The following is a 19,318-nucleotide window of genomic DNA, read 5'->3' as shown; positions in this document are numbered from 1 at the left end:
CGTCATGGATATGTGTGGTTTGCGGGCAGGCGGCTCCCTGTGGCTAGGGTGGCCACGTCAAGCGCTCGCCTTGGCCGGTTCTCCGTTCGGGCGGTCCAGTCTCAAGTCATGGCTGCGCGCGTACTCCAACACCAAAATTTCGATCATCGACGCCACCGAGCGACGCTCGCGATCAGCCGCCAAGCGCAAAAGCTGCTTGATCTCGGCGGAGGTGCGGATGGAAAGGGTTTCGTCCTTCAGGCGTGACATGGCAGCGTCTCGTCAATGGTGTCTGGTAAATGTACTGCCTTTGCATGCAATAGCGCAATGCAATGTTGCACCAGGCCGGGCGCAGTGGCAGGGGGTCGTAGATCACGGCTGGATATCCAAACAGAAATGGGGCAATGACTGGCGTCATTGCCCCATTCGTCGTTCGCGTTCCCTCATTCCAGTCGCGGCGCTTTAGCTTCGAGGCGAGGCCAGGATTGCTGCGTCTTCACGGGCAATTCCGCTTCGACGCGAACCGGGCGCAAGACGCGCCCGCTGCTCGCCTGGTGCGCTGTGCCGTAATTGCGGCGTGTCTTGCTGCTGCGGTGGCCAAGACCACGGCTGGCGGCATCTCCGTCGCCTGACGCCTTAAGGTCTGCGGACCACTGGTGTCGAAAGCAGGTGGCGGTGATTGTGTGAGCGTGGTCCCGCCAGAGGGCGTGCCCGAGCCGTCGGACTTCGGTTGTGAAGTTGGCAGCGCTGGCAATCTGGACATGCAGCTTTTTTCCAGGCTCCATCCTGAGTCGCCGTGCAAGGGCAGCAACCAGTGGATGGGCGTCGTCCTCCGCGTAGGCCACAAAGCGATTCGGTTGGCCCTGGCTTGCTTTGACTTTGACGCCAATCACATGCAAGCAGAGGATGTGCTTGCGCAGCAGGTCGTCGAATTCCACCCACACATCGATTCCTGTCGCCAGCTCGGAAGGGCGGGCGCCAGTCAGCGCGGAGATCAAGAGCGCGTCGGCGTACTTGCCATGCATGCCGCGTGCGCAAATGTCTTCCCTCCACGTGGATGGCAGTCCACGCAGCGCCTGGCGCTTGCTTCGGCGCTTGGACCTTGGCTGCGTCATCCCTTGCTGCTGAAGCCGGACCAGGGCCCGCATGGTCATCAACAGTTGGCTGCACGAGGCCATCAACCGTTCGCGGGTCGATGTGTCCCATGCCTGTGGCAGAGCCGATGACATCGCACCGACGCTCCAGAGGCAGTGATACCGAAGAGCGGCCAAGCGCTTGTAGAACGTGGTTGAGCGGCCAGTGTTGCTCACCACTGAAACGAGGTCGTCCTCGCCGGTGTTGCCGCGATAAAGCAGCTGCCTTGCCAGCTTCAGGTACTCCTCCTGCGTGGCTGCGGATTTGCTTGTTGGCTCCCCCTTCGACTTGATCGCAGGCAGAGCGTTCAGGCACGCGCGGACGGCATCCACGAGGCGCTGAACCTCGGGCAGGTGTTCTGCTGCAGCTGCGTCTTCGTCGGACTGCGGTCGGGGTTGATCGGTGGCGCTGGAAATCACAGCCTCGTCCATACGATCTGCTCCTTCCCGTGGGTGCTTTGTTCCAGGCGCGCTCCAGCGATGATTCCCAGTCGCTCCAACTCAGCTGCAGCAGCCAGCACTGGTTGACGGAACTTGGAAATCGGGCTGCTGTATTGCAGCTTGTCTTTCAGCCAGGCAAGACTGTGGCGCTGGGTCGCGTCTGACGAGGTGGCGACCAGGCGTTGCAGCGCCTTTGCCATGTCCCGCTGGACCTTGATCTGCAATCGCTTCTCCCAATCGATCAGCGCGAACTCACGGTTGCTGAACAGGCGAACCATGCGACGGTCGATGCGCAGAACGTAGGTGTCCAGTTCCTCGTCCAAATCGAAGCCGTCGATCAGGTGCAGGACGCGGTGAATGCCCTTGCTCGGCGCGGCGTCGCCCGGAACTTCGCCCACGGTGTACTTCCGCGTTTTGATCTCCAACATGCCGAGGCTGAGCCGCAAGAACGACTCATGCAGCCATCCGTAATCCGTGCTCCCGATGTGTCGCCCCAAGGACTTCAGAAAGTGCGAGCGAACGACGGGCACTGGCGCACCAACAGGATGACGACGTGCCTCGTGAAGGGCTTGCATCCAGACATCGGAGTCGGGCTCATCGAGCTGAACGCCCCAGTACCGCAGTTGCACATCTGATCGGCTGGTGAGCACCTTTCCCTCGTGGGTAGCTCTGCGGCCTCGGGCCACTGGGGCAAAGAGGCTTGACCGCGCAATGTGGTTTGGAATCGCGCGATCCAGGTCATGCCACCACGGAAGCTGGACGACTGCTTCTTTGGTCGCACGCGGCGTCGCCGAGGCCGCGGCAGACCGCTCAAGGACGCGCTGGCGTAACCGGCCGAGAGCCTGATCCAGACGGTGTTGCTGTGATTGCGGGCTGCATTGGGTGTTGGAGGAAAGCGCTGCCATGGTTCAGCGCCCTCCCGCCGAGTTGGCCCAGCGCTGTCGAGCAAGTTGTTCGGCTTTGGTCGGGCGGCCGCGAGGGCGGCGTGGCGGGGGTGGCTCCGCAGGGCGAGTGGATTCGATCCACGCGAGGACATCGCGTTCATACCAGCACAGGCGCCTTGAGCCCGGCATCTTGAAAGGCCGGGGGATCAAGTTCCGGTCCTTGTACTTTTCGCAGGTCGCGAAGGTCCGAATGGTGGTGCAGCTCTTGCCGATCAGCAGCGAGAGCTGCTCGATGAAGAGGATGCGAACGGGTGGAGGGGGCTCAGCGAGGAGGGCGCTGACAAGGTAATGGCCAGAGTGTGCTTCTGGCAGGACAGGGATCTCCATGACTCTTCCAATCGACATCGGCGAACCGGTGGCCGGTTCGTTGAGCGATTCAAATCAGATGAGAGCAGGTTCCCTTTTGAGTCTGGAACTATGGGCTAAGGGGAGTCACACAATCCCATCCCAGACTCAACTCGCCATCGTGGCGCTAAAAGACTGTCCGCATGCGTCGCGGCCTCGGGGATTTCCGGGCACTGTGTTTGGCGTGTCGGGCTATCGCTAAATCGCCCAAGGAACGTGCTGGCGCTTCCCTTAAATTACACCGGGTGGAGGGGCACTACTCCACATCCACCGCACCAGCCACACAGGTCAGTCAGTGCGATCAGTGTAGAGCTGCACTTTACCGCGCGCAACCTGCATGCCGACGTGGGCCATTCTTGGGCCATCGAGGACCAAGATTTACTCTGAATCGTCATTCATGACGACCAAAAGCAAAAAAGCCCAAGTGCTTGATTCACTTGGGCTTTTCCGTTTTATTCCTGGTCGGGGTGAGAGGATTCGAACCTCCGGCCTCTACGTCCCGAACGTAGCGCTCTACCAGGCTAAGCTACACCCCGTGAATTGCAATACATCCGTTTGTGAGCGGAGTGGGCGTTTTAGTTGCGCCGAGCTAACAATTGTGCGGCTAATTCTAGCAAGGCCTTTGAATGCGCATTGGCTGGAAGTCGCTCTGCGGCAGCCATGGCTCGGTGTGCTTCTGCGAATGCGGCTGCGCGAGTTACATCCAAGGCTCCGGTGGCTCGAACAATGAGGATGATCTCGCTCAATTGTTCTGTTGAACCTTGTTCGATGGCCTGGCGAACAATGAGGGCCTGGCTGGGGGTTCCTCGCTCCATGGCGGCAATCAATGGCAGCGTGGACTTGCCTTCGCGCAAGTCGTCGCCCAGGTTTTTTCCCATTTCCGAGGCATCGCCGTCGTAATCCAGGACGTCGTCAATGATCTGGAAGGCGGTACCCAGCGCTTGCCCGTAGGTGGCGCATGCTTCTTCGATTTCGGGTGTGCTGTCGGCGAGTACGGCGCCGAGTCTGGCGCTGGCTTCGAACAGCTTGGCTGTTTTGGAGCGGATCACACGCAAATAGCCCGCTTCGTCCAGCGAGGCATCATGCATATTCATGAGCTGCAGTACCTCGCCCTCGGCGATCACGTTCGTGGCTTCCGAGAGGATTTCCATGATCCGCATGCTTCCTGCTTCCACCATCATCTGGAAGGAGCGGGTGTGCAGGAAGTCGCCCACCAGCACGCTGGCTGGATTGCCGAATGTCTCGTTGGCCGTGGGGCGGCCCCTGCGCAGTGTGGATGCGTCCACCACATCGTCATGCAGCAATGTAGCGGTGTGAATCAACTCGACCACCGCTGCGAGGCTGAATCGATGGGCGCCGCGATAGCCCAGTGCGCCACACACCATGAGGAGCAGCGCAGGGCGCAGGCGTTTGCCTCCGGCGGCAATGATGTACTGCGATATCTGGGCGACCAGCGGTACGCTGGACGTCAGGCGCCGCCCAATGACCTGATCGACCTCGTGCATGTCATCGGCAACGAGCGTGAGGGGGGAGGCTGTGGGGGCGGTATGGTCAGTCAAGATGGCGGTCACAGGAAGTGCCCGGATTATAGGAAGGCCTGAGCGGGGTCATTGCAGCGCAGGCGTTGCTTGTTGTGCTGGTCTGTGCAGGGGCTGGACGCTTTTCTGGCGATGCGCTATACTCATTGGCTCTGCAGAAATCCGTCTGCGGAACTCATATTAAGAGGTCAACATGTACGCGGTCATAAAAACCGGCGGCAAGCAGTATCGCGTTGCTTCCGGCGAAAAAATTAAAGTAGAACAGATTGCTGCGGACGTAGGCCAGGAGATCGTGATCGACCAGGTTCTGGCTGTCGGCAACGGCGCTGAACTGAAGGTTGGTACGCCCCTGGTGTCCGGCGCAACCGTGAAAGCCACTGTTGTGGCCCACGGCAAGCACGACAAGGTGCACATCTTCAAGATGCGCCGTCGCAAGCACTATCAAAAACGCCAAGGCCATCGCCAGCAGTTCACCGAACTGCAAATCGGTGCGATTGCTGCTTAAGCGAAGGAGCTGAGTCATGGCACAGAAAAAAGGCGGCGGCTCTACGCGAAATGGGCGCGACTCCAAGCCAAAGATGCTGGGTGTCAAGGCGTTCGGTGGTGAACTGATCAGCGCAGGCTCGATCATCGTGCGTCAACGTGGCACGCGTTTCCACCCCGGTAACAACGTCGGTGTCGGCAAGGATCACACCTTGTTCGCCCTGGTGGACGGCCACGTGTCGTTCGGCACCAAGGGTGCATTGTCCAAGTCCACGGTCAATGTGACTCCCGCCTGAGGAATTTTCCTCCGGCAAGCAACGAAGCCCCGCTTTGCCGGGGCTTTGTTGTTTGGTCTGTACGGGTGGCTGTTGCATGCCGTCCGCCTGAGGCGCCTGGAAGGCGCTCCGTTGTTCCGCCACAATCGGCCGTTGGCTGTCGGTCGGTCCGGCGCCTTTTTGTAAACTGGATATTCCATGAAGTTCGTCGATGAAGCCTTTATTGACATTGCTGCCGGTGACGGTGGCAATGGCTGCGTGTCGTTCCGGCACGAAAAATACAAGGAGTTCGGCGGGCCCAATGGGGGCGATGGCGGGCGTGGGGGGCATGTGTTTGCCGTTGCCGATCCCAATCTGAACACCTTGGTGGACTTTCGCTACTCGCGCCGGCACGAGGCCAAGCGCGGAGAGCATGGCATGGGCTCTGACATGTTTGGCGCGGCTGGCGCCGACATCACCCTGAAAATGCCCGTGGGCACCATCATCACTGACGCGGAAACGGGTGAGGTGCTGTATGAGTTGCTCAATCCGGGCGAGGTCATCACCATCGCCAAGGGCGGGGATGGCGGGTTCGGCAACCTGCGCTTCAAGAGTGCCATCAACCGTGCACCCCGGCAGAAAACGCCGGGCTGGCCGGGTGAGAAAAAGAATCTGAAGCTGGAGCTGAAAGTGTTGGCCGACGTTGGCCTGTTGGGCATGCCCAACGCTGGCAAGTCCACCTTCATCACAGCGGTTTCGAATGCCCGGCCCAAGATTGCCGACTACCCCTTCACCACGCTGCATCCCAACCTGGGCGTAGTGCGTGTGGGCCCCGAGCAGAGTTTTGTGGTGGCAGACATCCCTGGCCTGATCGAAGGGGCCTCGGAGGGGGCGGGGCTGGGTCACCAGTTCTTGCGCCATCTCCAGCGCACGCGCCTGTTGTTGCATATCGTTGATCTGGCGCCCTTTGATGACGCTGTGGATCCGGTGGCGCAGGCCAAGGCCATCGTCAACGAACTGAAGAAGTACGACCAACAGCTCTATAGCAAACCCCGCTGGCTGGTGTTGAACAAACTCGATATGGTGCCCGCCGACGAGCGCGAGGCGCGTGTCAAAGACTTTGTGAAGCGCTTCAAGTGGAAGGGGCCGGTGTTTGAGATTTCTGCGTTGACGCGTGAGGGCTGCGAGCCTTTGATCCACGCGATCTTCCGCCATGTGCAGTCGGAACAGCGCACGGAGAACGAGCCCGTGGAAGTGGATCCCCGGTTTGCCGGAGACGCGCCTGCCTAGTGCCGGGTGCTGCGGGTTCCGTCGTGGGATTGCTATATTTTTAATAGCTGCTAACGCTTGATGAGCGCGCGGTAGTGGCCCAAATTGATTGAAACAATGGTTTCCAGCGTATTGCGAGATGCCCGCCGCATCGTAGTGAAGGTGGGCTCCAGCCTTGTGACCAACGAAGGCCGTGGCCTGGACGAAACCGCCATTGGTGAATGGAGCCGCCAGCTGGCCGCCTTGGTGCGTGGTGAAGGCGGGGCGGCGCGCGAGGTGGTGATGGTGTCCAGTGGTGCCATCGCCGAGGGCATGAAGCGCCTGGGCTGGACCACGCGCCCGCAGGAAATCCACGAGCTGCAGGCTGCAGCGGCCGTAGGGCAGATGGGCCTGGCGCAAATGTACGAAACCAAGCTGCGCGAGGAGGGTATGGGCAGTGCCCAGGTGCTGCTCACCCACGCCGACCTGGCCGACCGCGAACGTTATCTGAATGCGCGTTCTACTTTGCTCACGCTGCTACGCTTGGGCGTGGTGCCGGTGATCAACGAGAACGACACGGTCGTCAACGACGAGATCAAGTTTGGCGACAACGACACCCTGGGGGCGCTGGTGGCTAATCTGGTCGAGGCCGATGCGCTGATCATCCTCACGGACCAGAAAGGTTTGTACACCGCCGATCCGCGCCGCGATCCCTCCGCGCAATTTGTGCACGAAGCCAAGGCGGGGGATCTGGCCCTGGAGGCCATGGCCGGGGGCGCAGGCTCCAGCATTGGCAGGGGCGGGATGATCACCAAGATCCTGGCGGCCAAGCGGGCTGCAGGTTCGGGCGCGTCTACTGTGATCGCTTGGGGGCGAGAGCCGGATGTGCTGCTGCGCTTGGTTGGGGGCGAGCCCTTGGGGACGCTGCTTGTCGCACAAACCCAGAAGAAACAGGCCCGCAAGCAATGGATGGCCGACCACCTGCAACTGCGGGGCTCGGTGGTGGTGGATGCCGGGGCCGCCGCCAAGGTGCGCGACGAAGGCAAGAGCCTGTTGCCGATTGGTATGACGGCGGTGGAGGGCGACTTTTCGCGGGGTGACGTGATTGCCGTGCGGGATGCCTCCGGGGCTGAAATTGCACGTGGCCTGGCCAACTATGCGGCTGCTGAGGCGCGCTTGCTGTGCCGAAAGCCTTCGGCCGAGTTTGAAAAGCTGCTTGGTTATACGGCCGAGCCAGAAATGGTCCACCGCGACAACCTGGTTTTGGCTGCGGGGGCTTGATCGCCTGAGCGCCAGAACCTCCCACTTGAATGCTTGTGTGCTCCGGCGCATTGCGGTCCAGCCAATAAAAAAGCCTGCAATTGCAGGCTTTTTTATTGGTGGCCGAGGAGCTCAACGGGGTGTGGTGGTCAGGGGTGGAATCCCATCAAGCTCCCCGGGCATGCTGTTCTGTGGGTCGGGGTCAAAACTGGCGCCGGGTGGCAGCTCCATGCCCGGATTGATCAGCATGGACCCTGTGCGGTACATGCTGGTCCCTGTGTGTTCGCCTTCCCGTGTCCGCATGCCACTGCGGAGATAGCGGTTGCGTTGTTCGTGCCGCGGCAGATAGCGCGACAGTTCGGTCAAGGCCATTTCGTAGACCCCGCGCTTGAACTCCACCACCACATCCAGAGGCACCCAGTAATCGTTCCAGCGCCAGGCATCAAACTCGGGGTGGTTGGTCGCGCGGAGATTCAAGTCCCAGTCGTGGCCCACCAGTTGGAGCAGATACCAGATTTGCTTCTGGCCCTTGTAATGTCCGCGCGCATCGCGGCGGATGTACCGGTCAGGCACCTCATAGCGCAACCAGTCCCGGGTGCGGGCCACCACGCGCACGTGGTCAGGCAATAATCCCACCTCCTCGTGCAGCTCGCGGAACATGGCCTGCTCAGGGGTTTCGCCCCGGTCAATGCCACCCTGCGGAAACTGCCAGCTGTGGGTGCGTATGCGCTTGCCCCAGAACACCTGGTTTTTCTGGTTGAGCAGGATGATGCCGACGTTCGGCCGAAAGCCGTCCCGGTCAAGCATAATCAAACCCCAAATTTTTAAACTGTGTCCATTATGCACGGCGCCTAGCGCGCAGCAAGTGGACGGCCCCGTTCCGCCTGAAATCGATTCCGATGAAAGCCTCCCAATTCTTTATCTCCACCCTCAAGGAAGCCCCGGCCGACGCAGAAGTGGTCAGCCACAAACTCATGACGCGGGCAGGGCTGATCAAGAAACTGGGCGCGGGTATCTATAACTACATGCCCATGGGCCTGCGGGTCATCCGCAAGGTGGAGGCCATCGTGCGGGAGGAAATGAACCGCGCAGGTGCCGTGGAACTGACCATGCCCGTGGTGCAGCCCGCAGAGCTGTGGCAAGAGACGGGCCGCTTCGACAAGATGGGCCCTGAGTTGCTGCGCATCCAGGATCGTCATGGCCGTGACTTTGTGGTACAGCCGACCAGCGAAGAAGTGATCACTGACATCGCTCGCCAGGAACTCAAGAGCTACAAGCAGCTGCCGAAGAACCTTTACCAGATTCAGACGAAGTTCCGCGACGAGCGCCGTCCTCGCTTCGGCCTCATGCGCGGCCGTGAGTTCATCATGAAGGATGCCTACAGCTTCGACCGCGACCAGGTGGCCGCCAAGGCCAGCTACCAGGTGATGGCCCAGGCGTATCGCCGCATTTTTGATCGCTTCGGCCTGACTTACCGTGCCGTGGCGGCGGATAGCGGCGCCATCGGTGGTGACCTGTCCGAGGAGTTCCAGGTGATCGCCGCTACGGGCGAAGACGCCATCGTCTACTGCCCACAGAGCGACTACGCCGCCAATATGGAAAAGGCAGAGGCCCTGGCGCCTGCCGGTCCACGCCCTGCACCCGCCAAGGCCATGGAAAAGACGGCGACGCCCGGCAAGAGCACCTGCGCCGACGTGGCAGAGCTGCTGGGTGTGCCTTTGAGCACCACCGTGAAGTCGCTGGTCCTGGCCACGGATGAAACCAACGAGGCAGGCGAGATTGTCAAGAGCCAGGTCTGGCTGCTGCTGCTGCGTGGCGACCACGATATGAATGAGATCAAGGTGGGTAAGGTGCCTGGCCTGGCAGGCTTCCGTTTTGCCACGCTCTCCGAGATCGAGGACCACTTTGGTTGCAAGCCCGGCTATCTGGGCCCCATCGGCCTGAAGAAGCCCCTCAAGATTGTGGTGGACCGCGAAGTGGCACAGATGGCCGACTGGATCTGCGGCGCCAACGAGGTGGACTTCCACATCACCGGCGTGAATTGGGGGCGCGACCTGCCCGAACCCGATGCGGTGGCCGACCTGCGCAACGTGGTGGCGGGTGACCGCTCCCCCGATGGCAAGGGTGAGCTGGCCATCGAGCGCGGCATCGAAGTGGGCCATGTGTTTTACCTCGGTACCAAGTACAGCAAGGGCATGAACGCCACCTTCCTGGGTGACGACGGCAAGCCCGCGTTCTTCGAGATGGGCTGCTACGGCATTGGCGTGACGCGCCTGCCTGCGGCGGCCATCGAACAGAACCACGACGAGCGCGGCATCATCTGGCCCGACGCGATTGCGCCTTTCACCGTGGTGATCTGCCCCGTGGGCATGGACCGCAGCGAGGCCGTCAAGGCTGCAGCCGAGCAGCTCTATGCCGACCTGCTGGCAGCCGGTGTGGATGTGATCCTGGACGACCGTGGTGAACGCCCCGGCGCCATGTTTGCCGACTGGGAGCTGATCGGCGTGCCCCACCGCGTGACCATTGGCGACAAGAGCCTCAAGGAGGGTATGGTCGAGTACCAGAACCGCCGTGACACGGCCGCCACCAAGGTGGCGGTGGCAGACATCCTGGCCCATGTGAAGGGCCGCATGGTGGTATGAGCATGAGCGAGCGGGACGCCCACGCATCCTCCGTGGTGCTACCTGGCGCGGCGGCAGGACTCTCGCGGCGCGCATGCCTGCTGGCCACTGCTTCGCTCGCAGCGCCTGTTGCCTGGCTGGCCGCACCGCAGGTGGCGCACGCTGGAGGGCAGCAGGAAGAGCCCTTGATGGATTCCGTGCGCACGGCGCTGAGTTCGGCCATTGCCAACCAGGCGCCGCCCGAGCCCGAGTTTTTCACCACCGAAGCCCGCCTGCACTACCTGCGCTGGCTGGGCACCCAGAGCGACCGGCTGCGCCGCCGCAAGCCCGAGTGGGAGGTACGCCGCGACTTTCTGCAGACGGTCTGGTACGAGTCCAAGCGTGCGGGCCTGGATGTGTCGCTGGTCCTGGGGCTCATCCAGGTGGAGAGTGGGTTCCGCAAATTTGCCGTGTCCAGCGTTGGTGCCCGGGGCTACATGCAGGTCATGCCGTTCTGGACGCGGGTGATCGGCGATGGCGATGCGGGCAAGCTGTTCCACATGCAGACCAACCTGCGTTTTGGCTGCGTGATCCTGCGCCACTACATTGACCGGGAGCAGGGCAACCTCTTCATGGCCCTGGGTCGTTACAACGGTAGCCGTGGCCGCTCGCCCTACCCGGATGCGGTGTTTGGTGCCCAGCGCAGTTGGGCGTTTGCCGACAGGCCTGCGGGGGCGCCTGCCGTATGACGGGTGGGCATTGGCTGGCATGGCAGCCAGCGGGCGCGCACACAACCTGACACCCTGGATCAGCCCCCAGCGCCCAAGGCACGCTCCGCGTGTGGGGTGGGCGGGTTGCCACTGCCACTGGCAGAGTTCACGCGCGAGACCATGACCTGGTCGATGCGGTAGCTGTCCACGTCCAGCACCTCGAATTTGTAGCCGCCCCAGCTCACGCTGTCGGTGCGTCGTGGCACGCGGCGCAGCATCACCATCAGGAACCCCGCCAGGGTCTCGTACTCGCCGGTGTGGGGCAGTTCATCGAGCGACAGCGCGTGCAGCACATCTTCAATGGGCGTGACGCCATCGATGAGCCACGAATCCTCGTCGCGCCGCACGATCTGCTCCTCGTCCGCCGGGCCCACCAGGTCGCCCATCACGGTGCTCATCACGTCGTTCAGGGTGACCACGCCGACCACCAGGCTGTATTCGTTCACGATGACAGCAAAGTCCTCGTGCACCTGGCGGAACTGCTCCAGCACCTCCGACAAGGTCAGGCGGTCCGGCACGATCAGCACCTTGCGCACCAGGCTGTCGTCGGCCAGCGAGATGGGCTGGTTGTTCAGCACGCGCTGGAACAGGTCCTTGGCATCCACATAGCCCACCACATGGTCGATGTCGCCCTCGCACACGGGGTAGGTCGAAAACGGTTCGGCCGCAATGCGCAGGCGGATGACGGAGTCGGGCTCGTCCCGCAGAAAGAACGCCACCCGGTCGCGGGGCGACATGGCGCTGGACACGGTGCGCGTGTCCAGTTCGAACACGTTGGTGATGACCTGCTGCTCCCGCGCGGCCAGCACGCCGGCACGCGCACCGGCCTCCATCATGGCCAGGATGTCGTCCGAGGTGATGCGGTCGTCACGCAGCGACGACAGCCCCAGCACGCGGAACAGCGCATCGGCCCCCCGGCTGTAGAACCACACCAGCGGGCGCAACAAGGTGGTGCACCAGGCCATGGGCTGTGCCAGGCGCACCACGAGCCGCTCGGGCTCTGCCATGCCCAGGCGTTTGGGGAACAGGTCGGCAAACAGGATGAACAGCGAGGTGATGACCAGAAAGGACGCCAGGAAACCTGTCTTTTCTGCGGTGGACTCGGACAGCCACAGTCCAAAAAACGCGTTGAAGTGCGGGCTCAGCGCCCCTTCGCCCACGATACCGCCCAGGATGGCCACCGCGTTTTGCCCCACCTGCACCACGGTGAAATAGTCGCCCGGCTGCTCCTGCATGCGCAGCACGCGGCCTGCGCGCGCGTCGCCCTCGTCGGCCATCTGCCGCAGGCGCAAACGGCGTGCAGCGGCGAGCGAAATCTCGGCCATGGAGAAGAAGGCGCTGGCTGCGATCAGCAGCCCGATGACAAAAAGGCTTTGGGACAGGGTCATGAAGAGGGAGGGCAGCGCAGGCCAAGGCACAGCGGCCACCCGAGTGTATCTGTGCGCCCTGCGGGCGGCCCCCGCAGCGCACCGTGCGCTGGGGCCAAGCACCCGCTGTGGGTTACTGCACGAAGCCGATGCGGCTGCGGCCAGAGGCCGCCTTGGGCAGATCGGTGATCTCCACCGTGCTGCGCCGGTCCAGCCGCGCGTTGCCAAAGCCCGTCATCAGCGCCCGCCGCATCTCGCGCGGGGGCATCTGGGCCAGGTGGTCCAGCACGTCGTCCAGCGGCTCGGGGTCGATCAGGCGGCCCCAGTCATGCCCCGCGCGGATGCCCAGGTAAAGGTTGCGGGCGATGGTGCGGGCCTGCTCCAGCGTGGGCGCCTCCACCTCGAACACGTTCATGCGGTTCAGGATGGGGTCGGGAATGCCGCGCGTGTCATTGGCCGTGGTGATCCAGATCACCTGGCTCGCGTCGATGGCCACCTCGGCAAACTCGTCGGTAAAGCTCTGCGCCGTGTCGTATTCGAGCAGGCTGTACAGCGCGCCCAGCGGGTCGTACTGTGCATCGCTGCTGGCCTTGTCGATCTCGTCCACCACAATGACCGGGTTGGCGTATTCGCCCTCGACCAGCGCCTCAAACACCTTGCCGGGGCGGGCGCCTTTCCATTGTGCAGACGAGCCCGACAGCAGCCAGCCAGCGGTCATGGAACTCATGGGAAGCAGGTTCATGCCCGTGCCCAAAAGTTCGGCCAGGTGGCGTGCAAAGTGGGTCTTGCCGATGCCGGGCGGGCCCAGCAGCAGCATGGGCGTGACTTCCAGCCCGTCGCTGCTGTCCTGCGCCAGCGCCACGTGGCGCTTCACGTCGTCCAGCACCTCGGTGAAGTTGGGCAACTGCTCATACAGGCTGGCCATGTCGGGGATGCCCGAGGGCTTGACCTGAAAGCGCTCCGGGCCACGCTCCAGCATGCGTTCGTACACGGTGCGCAGGGTTTCGTATTCGCGCTGGTTGCCCGACTCTTGCAACCGGGCCAGCTTGCGTTCCACATCACCCGGATGGAACACGTTGCGCATCTGGGCCACCGGCAGGCGCAGGGCGGGAGACTGGGGAACAAGGCTATGGCTGGTCATTGCATGCTCCTGTGAGGGTTACGTCACGCAATTATTCAAGCACACAACATGCCCGCCGCTCCACCGGAAAAGCCCCTGATTGGTGCCTCTGTTGCGGGCAAACAAAAAGGCCGCCCGAAGGCGGCCTGATGGCGGGTGGTGCAACAGCTGCGTCGATCAGCCTTCGGTGCCCAGCACCTGCTTGAGTTCACCCGACTCGTACATCTCCATCATGATGTCCGAACCGCCAATGAACTCGCCCTTCACGTACAGCTGGGGGATGGTGGGCCAGTTGCTGTATTCCTTGATGCCCTGGCGGATGGCGTCGTCTTCGAGCACGTTGACGGTGACCACGCTCTTGGGGTCCACGCCGCAGGCCTTGAGGATCTGGATCGCGCGGCCCGAGAAGCCGCACATGGGGAAGCTGGCGCTGCCCTTCATGAAAAGCAGGACCTCGCTGGATTTGACGAGGGCGTCGATGCGTTGTTGGGTGTCGCTCATGGGTAAAACTCCTTGAAAGAGGCGGGCGGGCCTGGGTGGGGGAGGGCCCGCAATGGGGTGGATTATTTCACTGTCTGCGTTAGGGCGTGTCACCCTTTAATTTCCCCACGCGAAAGCCATCCAGGCCGTGCAGTGCTAGGCGCCCTGAGTACCGTGTAGCCTTGGCTACACAAGCGAAGGGCAACGACGCATTGCGCGGCCTGGATGGCTTTCCCTTCGGGCTGGCTACGCAATGCGGCGTCTGCTTTGTCGGGCGGCTTGCCAATAGCCCGCTATTGGCTGCGCCGCCCTTCGCGCATCCATCCGCATTGCGCAGCCAGCGCGTGGGGAAATTAAAGGGTGGCACGCCCTGGTGGCCACTGCCCGCCCGTGCAACGCGCAATGCCAGCGAGGTCATTGCGGCTTTGTACCTGGGCAAAGCCGTGGGCGGCAAGCAGCGCCTGCACGGCCTGGGCCTGGTTGTAGCCATGCTCCAGCAGCAGCCAGCCGCCGGTCTGCAGGTGGGCTGGCGCCTGGGCAATGATGGTGCGGATATCGTCGAGCCCGTCTGCGCCACTGGCCAGGGCCTGCAGCGGTTCGTGCGTCAGCGCGGCCAGGTGCGGGTCGGCGCTGGGGATGTAGGGGGGGTTGGAGACGATGGCGTCGAACAGGCCCTCCACGCCAGTGAGCCAGTTGGCTGGCTGAAACTGCACGGGCAGGCCCAGCCGCTCAGCGTTGGCCTGCGCTACGGCCAGGGCATCGGCACTGGCATCCACGGCCAGCACCTGGGCGTCGGCGCGCTGGCTTTGCAGCGCCAGTGCGATGGCGCCGCTGCCGGTGCCCAGGTCCATCACGCGCGGCGATGCCAGTGGGGCGATGACTTCCAGCGCCCAGTCCACCAGCGTTTCGGTGTCGGGGCGCGGGTCCAGCACGCGCGCGTCCACCTGCAACGGCAGGCCGTAGAACTCTTTGCGCCCCGTGAGGTAGGCCACGGGCTCGCCTGCCAGGCGGCGCTGGCACAGGGCCATGAACTGGCCGTGTGCGGCTTCGTCCATCGCGTCCGTGTCGTGGGCCAGCAGCCAGGCGCGGCCCGCGTCGGGGCGTGCCAGGGTGTGCAGCAGCAGCAGTTGCGCGTCGATGCGCGCCAGGCCCAGCGTGTGGGCCTGGGCCAAAGCCTGGGCGAGGGTGGGGGTGGCAGAGGTCACTATGGTTTTGATAGCTGCTTGGGCTTGATGGTCGCGCGCAGAAGGCCTATTTGACTCAAATTCTGGACGGCGCTCAGCCTGTGGCGCCCATCTCTAGCTCTTCCAGCTGCTCGGCCTCGCGGGCATGCTGCAGGGCCTGCAGCACATCGCCCAGGTCGCCTTCCATCACATACAGCAGCTTGTACAGCGTGAGGTTGATGCGGTGGTCGGTGAGCCGCCCCTGCGGGAAGTTGTAGGTGCGGATGCGGTCGCTGCGATCGCCGCTGCCGATCAGGCCCTTGCGCAGCGCGGCCTCCTTGGCGGCGCGCTCGCTGCGCTCCTTTTCCTGGATGCGCGCCTGCAGCACCTGCAGCGCCTTGGCCTTGTTGCTGTGCTGGCTGCGGCCGTCCTGGCATTCGGCCACGATGCCGGTGGGCAAGTGCACCACGCGCACGGCCGAGTCGGTCTTGTTGATGTGCTGACCACCCGCGCCCGATGCGCGGAAGGTGTCGATGCGCAGGTCGGCCGGGTTGAGCTTGATGGCCTCGTGCTCGTCGGGCTCGGGCATCACGGCCACGGTGCAGGCGCTGGTGTGGATGCGGCCCTGCGTCTCGGTGGCGGGAACGCGCTGCACGCGGTGGCCACCGGATTCGAACTTGAGCGCTCCGTACACATGGTCACCCTCGATGCGCAGCACGATTTCCTTGTAGCCGCCCAACTCGGCCGCGTTCTCGCTCACTACCTCCACCTTCCAGCCCACGTTGGCGGCGTAGCGGGTGTACATGCGGGTCAGGTCGCCTGCAAACAGGGCCGATTCGTCACCGCCCGTGCCCGCGCGGATTTCGACAAACGCATTGCGGGTGTCGTCGGGGTCCTTGGGCAGCAGCAGGCGCTGCAGTTCGTCTTCGAGCTGCAGCAACTCAGCCTCGGCGCTGGTGATTTCTTCCTGCGCCATCTCTGTCATGTCAGGGTCGGCCAGCATCTCGCGGGCCCCCGCCAGGTCGGCCTCGCGCTGCAGGTAGCGGGCGTAGCGGCCTGCGACCTGCGTGACTTCGGCATGTTCGACGGAGATGCGCCGGTACTGCGCCATGTCGCTCATGATGTCTTCGCGCGAGAGCAGGAAGTCGAGTTCGCCCAGGCGTTGTGCGTAGCGCTCCAGCTGGCTTCGGAGAAAAGGTTTCATGGGATATGGAAAAATGATTTGCTACAATTTTTGTAGCTTCTGGCGCTGATCCATCAGGCGCCAGGGGCCGATTTGGCTTGAAATCGGGGCGGGCGGGGAGCGGGCGAGCGCCGCTACAGCCCGTTGGTGTTGTTGGTGGTCTTGCTCTGCGAGCGCAGGAACAGGCGCGAGACGGTCTGGGCCGTCTGGGCGCGCACCTCGGCGTCGCCCGCGCGCAGCTCGGCCAAGGTGCCGTGCAGCATCTTCTGCGTGAGGCCGCGCGACAGCGCTTCGAGCACGGCGTCCACGTCCTCGCCCTTGGCCAGCAGCTTCTTGGCGCGGGCGATCTCCAGCGCGCGCCACTCGTCCGTCTGGGCGTTGAGCTGCTGGATCAGCGGCACCACGCCCCCTTCGGCGGCGGTGGGGCTGCGCAGCTCCATCCAGTGCATGAAGCTTTGCACGCCTGCGTCGATGATGGCTTCGGCCTGTGCCACGGCGGCCTGGCGGTTGGCTTGCGCGGTCTGCACCACGGTGGCCAGATCGTCCACGGTGTACAGGTACACATCGCCCAGGGCCTTGACTTCGGGTTCTATGTCGCGCGGTACGGCCAGATCGACCATGAACATGGGGCGGTGGCGGCGCTTCTTGAGTGCACGCTCCACGGCGCCCAGGCCGATGATGGGCAGGCTGCTGGCCGTGCAGCTGATCACGGCGTCGAATTCGTGCAGGCGCTCGGGCAGGTCGGCCAGGCGCATCACCTCGCCGCCAAAGCGGGTAGCGAGCTTTTCGCCGCGCTCCAGCGTGCGGTTGGCAATCGCGATCTGCTTGGGGTTCCTGGCCGCGAAGTGCGTGGCACACAGTTCGATCATCTCGCCCGCGCCCACAAACAGCACGCGGATCTTGCCCAGGTCTTCAAACAGCTGCCCGGCCAGGCGCACGGCAGCGGCGGCCATGCTGATGCTGTGCGCGCCAATTTCGGTGCTGCTGCGCACTTCCTTGGCCACGGCAAAGCTGCGCTGGAACAGCTGGTTGAGCGTGGTGCCCAGGGCGCCTGCGGTTTCTGCAGCACGCACCGCGTCCTTCATCTGGCCGAGAATCTGCGCCTCGCCCAGCACCATGGAATCCAGCCCGCTGGCCACGCGGAAGGCGTGGCGGGCGACGAGGCTGTCTTCTAGGGTGTAGGAGTGCGAGCGCAAAAGCGCGGGGCTCACACCGCCGCTGTGGGCCAGCCAGCCCAGCGTGTGGTCCATGGCGGGCTGGTCGCCTGCGCAGTAAATTTCAGTGCGGTTGCAGGTGGAGATGATGGCGGTCTCTACCCCGGGATGGCGGTTGGCACCGCCGCCAGAGTGGCCCAGCGACTGGCGCAAGCCCTGCAGCGTGGGCGCGATCTGGTCGAGCGCAAACGCGAACCGGCCACGCAGATCGAGCGGCGCGGTGGTGTGGTTGATGCCGAGGGCCCAGACTGCCATAGCCGCCAATTATAAAATTGTTGGCCCGGACAGGTGGCCTTGCCTGTTCATGCCTTGATTTGGGTCAATTCATGGGTCCCCTCGACATCCTCAACCACCTGCTGAATTTTGTGGCGCCCGCCGCTTTTGTGGCCCTGCTGCTGGTGTGGGGCGGGCGGCTTTTGGGCGCCAAGGGCGCAGCCCTGGCCATCTGGCGGCAGTGGGCTGCGGTGTTTGTGGTGGGCCTGGTGGTGCTGGCCGCAGGGCTGGCCCTGTGGGGGCGCGACGGCAAGATGCTGACCTATGCCGCGCTGGTGGTCGCCACGGCCACCTGCCAATGGTGCCTGCTGCGGGGCTGGAAGGGCTGAGTGCCCCAGGTGTCTTGCCGGGCCCGGAGAGGCCCAGTGTTTTCAGGGAGTTTTCGGGGGCCAAATGCCGATGAGAATCGGGGCATGCCCCCGGGGCCCGCGCAACGCGCGCCCGGTGCTTTTTTCCCCAACTCCGGAGACACAACAATGAAATCCAAGATCGCGCTGAAAACCTGCTGGACCCTGGCGGCTGGCCTGCTGCTCTCCGTGGCGGCATCGGCGCAAACCGCTGCCAGCTTTCCGTCCAAGCCCGTGCGCATCGTGGTCGGCTTCCCGGCGGGCGGCCCGCTGGATCAGCATGCGCGCCTGTTGTCCGACCGGCTGCAGGCCGTGCTCGGCCAGCCGGTGGTGATGGATTACAAGGCGGGCGCGGGCGGCACCGTGGGGGCGCAGGATGTGATGAAGGCCCCCGCCGACGGCCACACCATCATGCTGGCCAACACGGGCGTGATGGTGATTAACCCGGCGCTGTACAGCCGCCTGCCGTATGCCACGCTCAAGGACTTCACACCGATTGCGCGCACCGCCATGCAGCCGCTGGCGCTGCTGGTTAACCCCAGCGTGCCCGCCAAGAACCTGCAGGAGTTCATGGCGTATGCCAAGTCGCGGCCCGGCCAGGTCAACTTTGGCTCGGCGGGCAACGGTGGCATCAGCCACTTGGTGCCCGAGATGTTCAAGACCGCCACGGGCCTGTTCATGGTGCACATCCCCTACCGGGGCAGCGCGCCCGCGTTCACCGACCTGATGGGCGGCCAGGTGCAGTTCATGGCCGAGAGCATTCCGCAGGCCGCTGCGTACCACAAGCAGGGCAAGGTGCGCGCCCTGGCCGTGACCAGCAAGGAACGCAACCCTGCGCTGCCCGATGTGCCCACGGTGATCGAGAGCGGCATCAAGGGCTTCGAGGTGGTGGGTTTCTACGGCTTTCTGGCGCCCGCAGGCACGCCCAAGGACGTGGTGGCCAAGCTCAGCGATGCCTTCGGCCAGGTCATGCAGTCGCCCGATGTGAAGAGCCGCATGGTGAGCCAGGGGGCCGACCCGGCGTTTCTGGGTGCGGACGATTTCGCGAAGTTCCTGGCCGCCGAGATGCCGCGCTGGGCGGATGCGGTGAAGAAGTCGGGAGCAAAACTCGATTGACCCCCTGAGGCGCTGCGCGCCTTCCCCCTGAAGGGGGACGCCACCCCTGGCCCGGCAAAG

Annotated in this window: 19 protein-coding genes and 1 tRNA gene; 8 read left to right on the top strand and 12 right to left on the bottom strand. The window is 63.6% G+C overall.

Going from position 1 to position 19,318, the window contains the following annotated elements; translation table 11 throughout:
* Positions 1–57: 57 nt before the first annotated feature.
* From AvAM_RS09225 to AvAM_RS09200, 5 genes are all read right to left on the bottom strand, one after another.
* Positions 58–249, bottom strand: a complete 192-nt coding sequence (locus AvAM_RS09225; protein ID WP_089460208.1) for a hypothetical protein — start codon at positions 247–249, stop codon at positions 58–60.
* 173 nt (positions 250–422) lie between these two features.
* Positions 423–1,544, bottom strand: coding sequence for a site-specific integrase (locus tag AvAM_RS09220; RefSeq protein ID WP_137746774.1), 1,122 nt, complete (start codon positions 1,542–1,544; stop codon positions 423–425).
* A complete protein-coding gene (gene trfA / locus AvAM_RS09215; protein WP_137746773.1) occupies positions 1,529–2,458 on the bottom strand; it encodes a plasmid replication initiator TrfA in 930 nt (309 codons plus the stop codon). The genes AvAM_RS09220 and trfA overlap by 16 nt, the downstream gene beginning before the upstream one ends.
* 843 nt (positions 2,459–3,301) lie before the next feature.
* Positions 3,302–3,378: transfer RNA gene (locus AvAM_RS09205), tRNA-Pro, on the bottom strand.
* Positions 3,379–3,417: 39 nt separating this feature from the next.
* Positions 3,418–4,347 (bottom strand): polyprenyl synthetase family protein, encoded by a 930-nt coding sequence (locus AvAM_RS09200; protein ID WP_137747082.1) that lies wholly within the window; start codon positions 4,345–4,347, stop codon positions 3,418–3,420.
* A 226-nt stretch (positions 4,348–4,573) separates the two neighbouring features.
* Here AvAM_RS09200 and rplU point away from each other — a divergent pair, with 226 nt between their 5' ends.
* The 4 genes from rplU (at position 4,574) to proB (ending at position 7,646) form a co-directional block, all read left to right on the top strand.
* Complete coding sequence (gene rplU, locus AvAM_RS09195) at positions 4,574–4,885, top strand: 50S ribosomal protein L21 (RefSeq protein WP_005794184.1); 312 nt, start codon at positions 4,574–4,576, stop codon at positions 4,883–4,885.
* A gap of 16 nt (positions 4,886–4,901) precedes the next feature.
* Positions 4,902–5,159 (top strand): 50S ribosomal protein L27, encoded by a 258-nt coding sequence (gene rpmA, locus AvAM_RS09190; RefSeq protein WP_008905145.1) that lies wholly within the window; start codon positions 4,902–4,904, stop codon positions 5,157–5,159.
* A gap of 177 nt (positions 5,160–5,336) precedes the next feature.
* A complete protein-coding gene (gene cgtA / locus AvAM_RS09185; protein WP_137746772.1) occupies positions 5,337–6,407 on the top strand; it encodes an Obg family GTPase CgtA in 1,071 nt (356 codons plus the stop codon).
* Positions 6,408–6,503: 96 nt separating this feature from the next.
* Positions 6,504–7,646, top strand: coding sequence for a glutamate 5-kinase (gene proB, locus AvAM_RS09180; RefSeq protein WP_137746771.1), 1,143 nt, complete (start codon positions 6,504–6,506; stop codon positions 7,644–7,646).
* A gap of 111 nt (positions 7,647–7,757) precedes the next feature.
* Here proB and AvAM_RS09175 read toward each other — a convergent pair whose 3' ends face one another.
* The gene (locus tag AvAM_RS09175) at positions 7,758–8,432 is read right to left on the bottom strand and encodes an RNA pyrophosphohydrolase (protein WP_137746770.1); all 675 of its coding nucleotides are present in this window, start codon (positions 8,430–8,432) and stop codon (positions 7,758–7,760) included.
* 92 nt (positions 8,433–8,524) lie between these two features.
* Here AvAM_RS09175 and AvAM_RS09170 point away from each other — a divergent pair, with 92 nt between their 5' ends.
* Together AvAM_RS09170 and AvAM_RS09165 are read left to right on the top strand one after the other, a co-directional pair.
* Positions 8,525–10,267 (top strand): proline--tRNA ligase, encoded by a 1,743-nt coding sequence (locus AvAM_RS09170; RefSeq protein WP_137746769.1) that lies wholly within the window; start codon positions 8,525–8,527, stop codon positions 10,265–10,267.
* A gap of 2 nt (positions 10,268–10,269) precedes the next feature.
* Complete coding sequence (locus AvAM_RS09165) at positions 10,270–10,974, top strand: lytic transglycosylase domain-containing protein (RefSeq protein ID WP_137746768.1); 705 nt, start codon at positions 10,270–10,272, stop codon at positions 10,972–10,974.
* Between the two features lie 59 nt (positions 10,975–11,033).
* Here the strand turns inward: AvAM_RS09165 and AvAM_RS09160 are convergent, their stop codons facing one another.
* From AvAM_RS09160 to hemA, 6 genes are all read right to left on the bottom strand, one after another.
* Positions 11,034–12,383 carry a hemolysin family protein gene (locus AvAM_RS09160; protein WP_137746767.1) on the bottom strand — a complete coding sequence of 450 codons (1,350 nt, stop codon included), beginning with the start codon at positions 12,381–12,383 and terminating at the stop codon, positions 11,034–11,036.
* A gap of 112 nt (positions 12,384–12,495) precedes the next feature.
* The gene (locus AvAM_RS09155; protein ID WP_137746766.1) at positions 12,496–13,503 is read right to left on the bottom strand and encodes an AAA family ATPase; all 1,008 of its coding nucleotides are present in this window, start codon (positions 13,501–13,503) and stop codon (positions 12,496–12,498) included.
* Positions 13,504–13,659: 156 nt separating this feature from the next.
* Positions 13,660–13,983, bottom strand: a complete 324-nt coding sequence (gene grxD / locus AvAM_RS09150) for a Grx4 family monothiol glutaredoxin (protein WP_137746765.1) — start codon at positions 13,981–13,983, stop codon at positions 13,660–13,662.
* A gap of 332 nt (positions 13,984–14,315) precedes the next feature.
* On the bottom strand, positions 14,316–15,167 hold the full coding sequence (gene prmC, locus AvAM_RS09145; protein WP_137746764.1) for a peptide chain release factor N(5)-glutamine methyltransferase: 852 nt from the start codon (positions 15,165–15,167) through the stop codon (positions 14,316–14,318).
* A gap of 73 nt (positions 15,168–15,240) precedes the next feature.
* Positions 15,241–16,329, bottom strand: a complete 1,089-nt coding sequence (gene prfA, locus AvAM_RS09140; RefSeq protein WP_137746763.1) for a peptide chain release factor 1 — start codon at positions 16,327–16,329, stop codon at positions 15,241–15,243.
* Positions 16,330–16,442: 113 nt separating this feature from the next.
* On the bottom strand, positions 16,443–17,777 hold the full coding sequence (gene hemA / locus AvAM_RS09135; RefSeq protein WP_137746762.1) for a glutamyl-tRNA reductase: 1,335 nt from the start codon (positions 17,775–17,777) through the stop codon (positions 16,443–16,445).
* A gap of 71 nt (positions 17,778–17,848) precedes the next feature.
* Here hemA and AvAM_RS09130 point away from each other — a divergent pair, with 71 nt between their 5' ends.
* Both AvAM_RS09130 and AvAM_RS09125 read left to right on the top strand, forming a co-directional pair.
* Positions 17,849–18,124: a hypothetical protein gene (locus AvAM_RS09130; protein WP_137746761.1), complete on the top strand. Its 276-nt coding sequence runs from the start codon at positions 17,849–17,851 to the stop codon at positions 18,122–18,124.
* A gap of 147 nt (positions 18,125–18,271) precedes the next feature.
* The gene (locus AvAM_RS09125; protein ID WP_137746760.1) at positions 18,272–19,258 is read left to right on the top strand and encodes a tripartite tricarboxylate transporter substrate binding protein; all 987 of its coding nucleotides are present in this window, start codon (positions 18,272–18,274) and stop codon (positions 19,256–19,258) included.
* Positions 19,259–19,318: the final 60 nt, after the last annotated feature.

The organism is Acidovorax sp. NB1, assembly GCF_005405905.1.
In the GTDB taxonomy this organism is placed as follows: Bacteria; Pseudomonadota; Gammaproteobacteria; order Burkholderiales; family Burkholderiaceae_C; genus Acidovorax.
The sequence above is the reverse complement of the archived record's forward strand: the minus strand, read 5'-3'. Positions and strand labels throughout refer to the sequence as shown.

What these genes read in the sequence shown, in the direction of transcription:
- AvAM_RS09225 (WP_089460208.1), bottom strand. Translation starts at nt 249, where the DNA reads ATGTCACGCCTGAAGGACGAAACCCTTTCCATCCGCACCTCCGCCGAG.
- AvAM_RS09220 (WP_137746774.1), bottom strand. Translation starts at nt 1,544, where the DNA reads ATGGACGAGGCTGTGATTTCCAGCGCCACCGATCAACCCCGACCGCAG.
- trfA (WP_137746773.1), bottom strand. Translation starts at nt 2,458, where the DNA reads ATGGCAGCGCTTTCCTCCAACACCCAATGCAGCCCGCAATCACAGCAA.
- AvAM_RS09200 (WP_137747082.1), bottom strand. Translation starts at nt 4,347, where the DNA reads ATGCACGAGGTCGATCAGGTCATTGGGCGGCGCCTGACGTCCAGCGTA.
- rplU (WP_005794184.1), top strand. Translation starts at nt 4,574, where the DNA reads ATGTACGCGGTCATAAAAACCGGCGGCAAGCAGTATCGCGTTGCTTCC.
- rpmA (WP_008905145.1), top strand. Translation starts at nt 4,902, where the DNA reads ATGGCACAGAAAAAAGGCGGCGGCTCTACGCGAAATGGGCGCGACTCC.
- cgtA (WP_137746772.1), top strand. Translation starts at nt 5,337, where the DNA reads ATGAAGTTCGTCGATGAAGCCTTTATTGACATTGCTGCCGGTGACGGT.
- proB (WP_137746771.1), top strand. Translation starts at nt 6,504, where the DNA reads ATGGTTTCCAGCGTATTGCGAGATGCCCGCCGCATCGTAGTGAAGGTG.
- AvAM_RS09175 (WP_137746770.1), bottom strand. Translation starts at nt 8,432, where the DNA reads ATGCTTGACCGGGACGGCTTTCGGCCGAACGTCGGCATCATCCTGCTC.
- AvAM_RS09170 (WP_137746769.1), top strand. Translation starts at nt 8,525, where the DNA reads ATGAAAGCCTCCCAATTCTTTATCTCCACCCTCAAGGAAGCCCCGGCC.
- AvAM_RS09165 (WP_137746768.1), top strand. Translation starts at nt 10,270, where the DNA reads ATGAGCGAGCGGGACGCCCACGCATCCTCCGTGGTGCTACCTGGCGCG.
- AvAM_RS09160 (WP_137746767.1), bottom strand. Translation starts at nt 12,383, where the DNA reads ATGACCCTGTCCCAAAGCCTTTTTGTCATCGGGCTGCTGATCGCAGCC.
- AvAM_RS09155 (WP_137746766.1), bottom strand. Translation starts at nt 13,503, where the DNA reads ATGACCAGCCATAGCCTTGTTCCCCAGTCTCCCGCCCTGCGCCTGCCG.
- grxD (WP_137746765.1), bottom strand. Translation starts at nt 13,983, where the DNA reads ATGAGCGACACCCAACAACGCATCGACGCCCTCGTCAAATCCAGCGAG.
- prfA (WP_137746763.1), bottom strand. Translation starts at nt 16,329, where the DNA reads ATGAAACCTTTTCTCCGAAGCCAGCTGGAGCGCTACGCACAACGCCTG.
- hemA (WP_137746762.1), bottom strand. Translation starts at nt 17,777, where the DNA reads ATGGCAGTCTGGGCCCTCGGCATCAACCACACCACCGCGCCGCTCGAT.
- AvAM_RS09130 (WP_137746761.1), top strand. Translation starts at nt 17,849, where the DNA reads ATGGGTCCCCTCGACATCCTCAACCACCTGCTGAATTTTGTGGCGCCC.
- AvAM_RS09125 (WP_137746760.1), top strand. Translation starts at nt 18,272, where the DNA reads ATGAAATCCAAGATCGCGCTGAAAACCTGCTGGACCCTGGCGGCTGGC.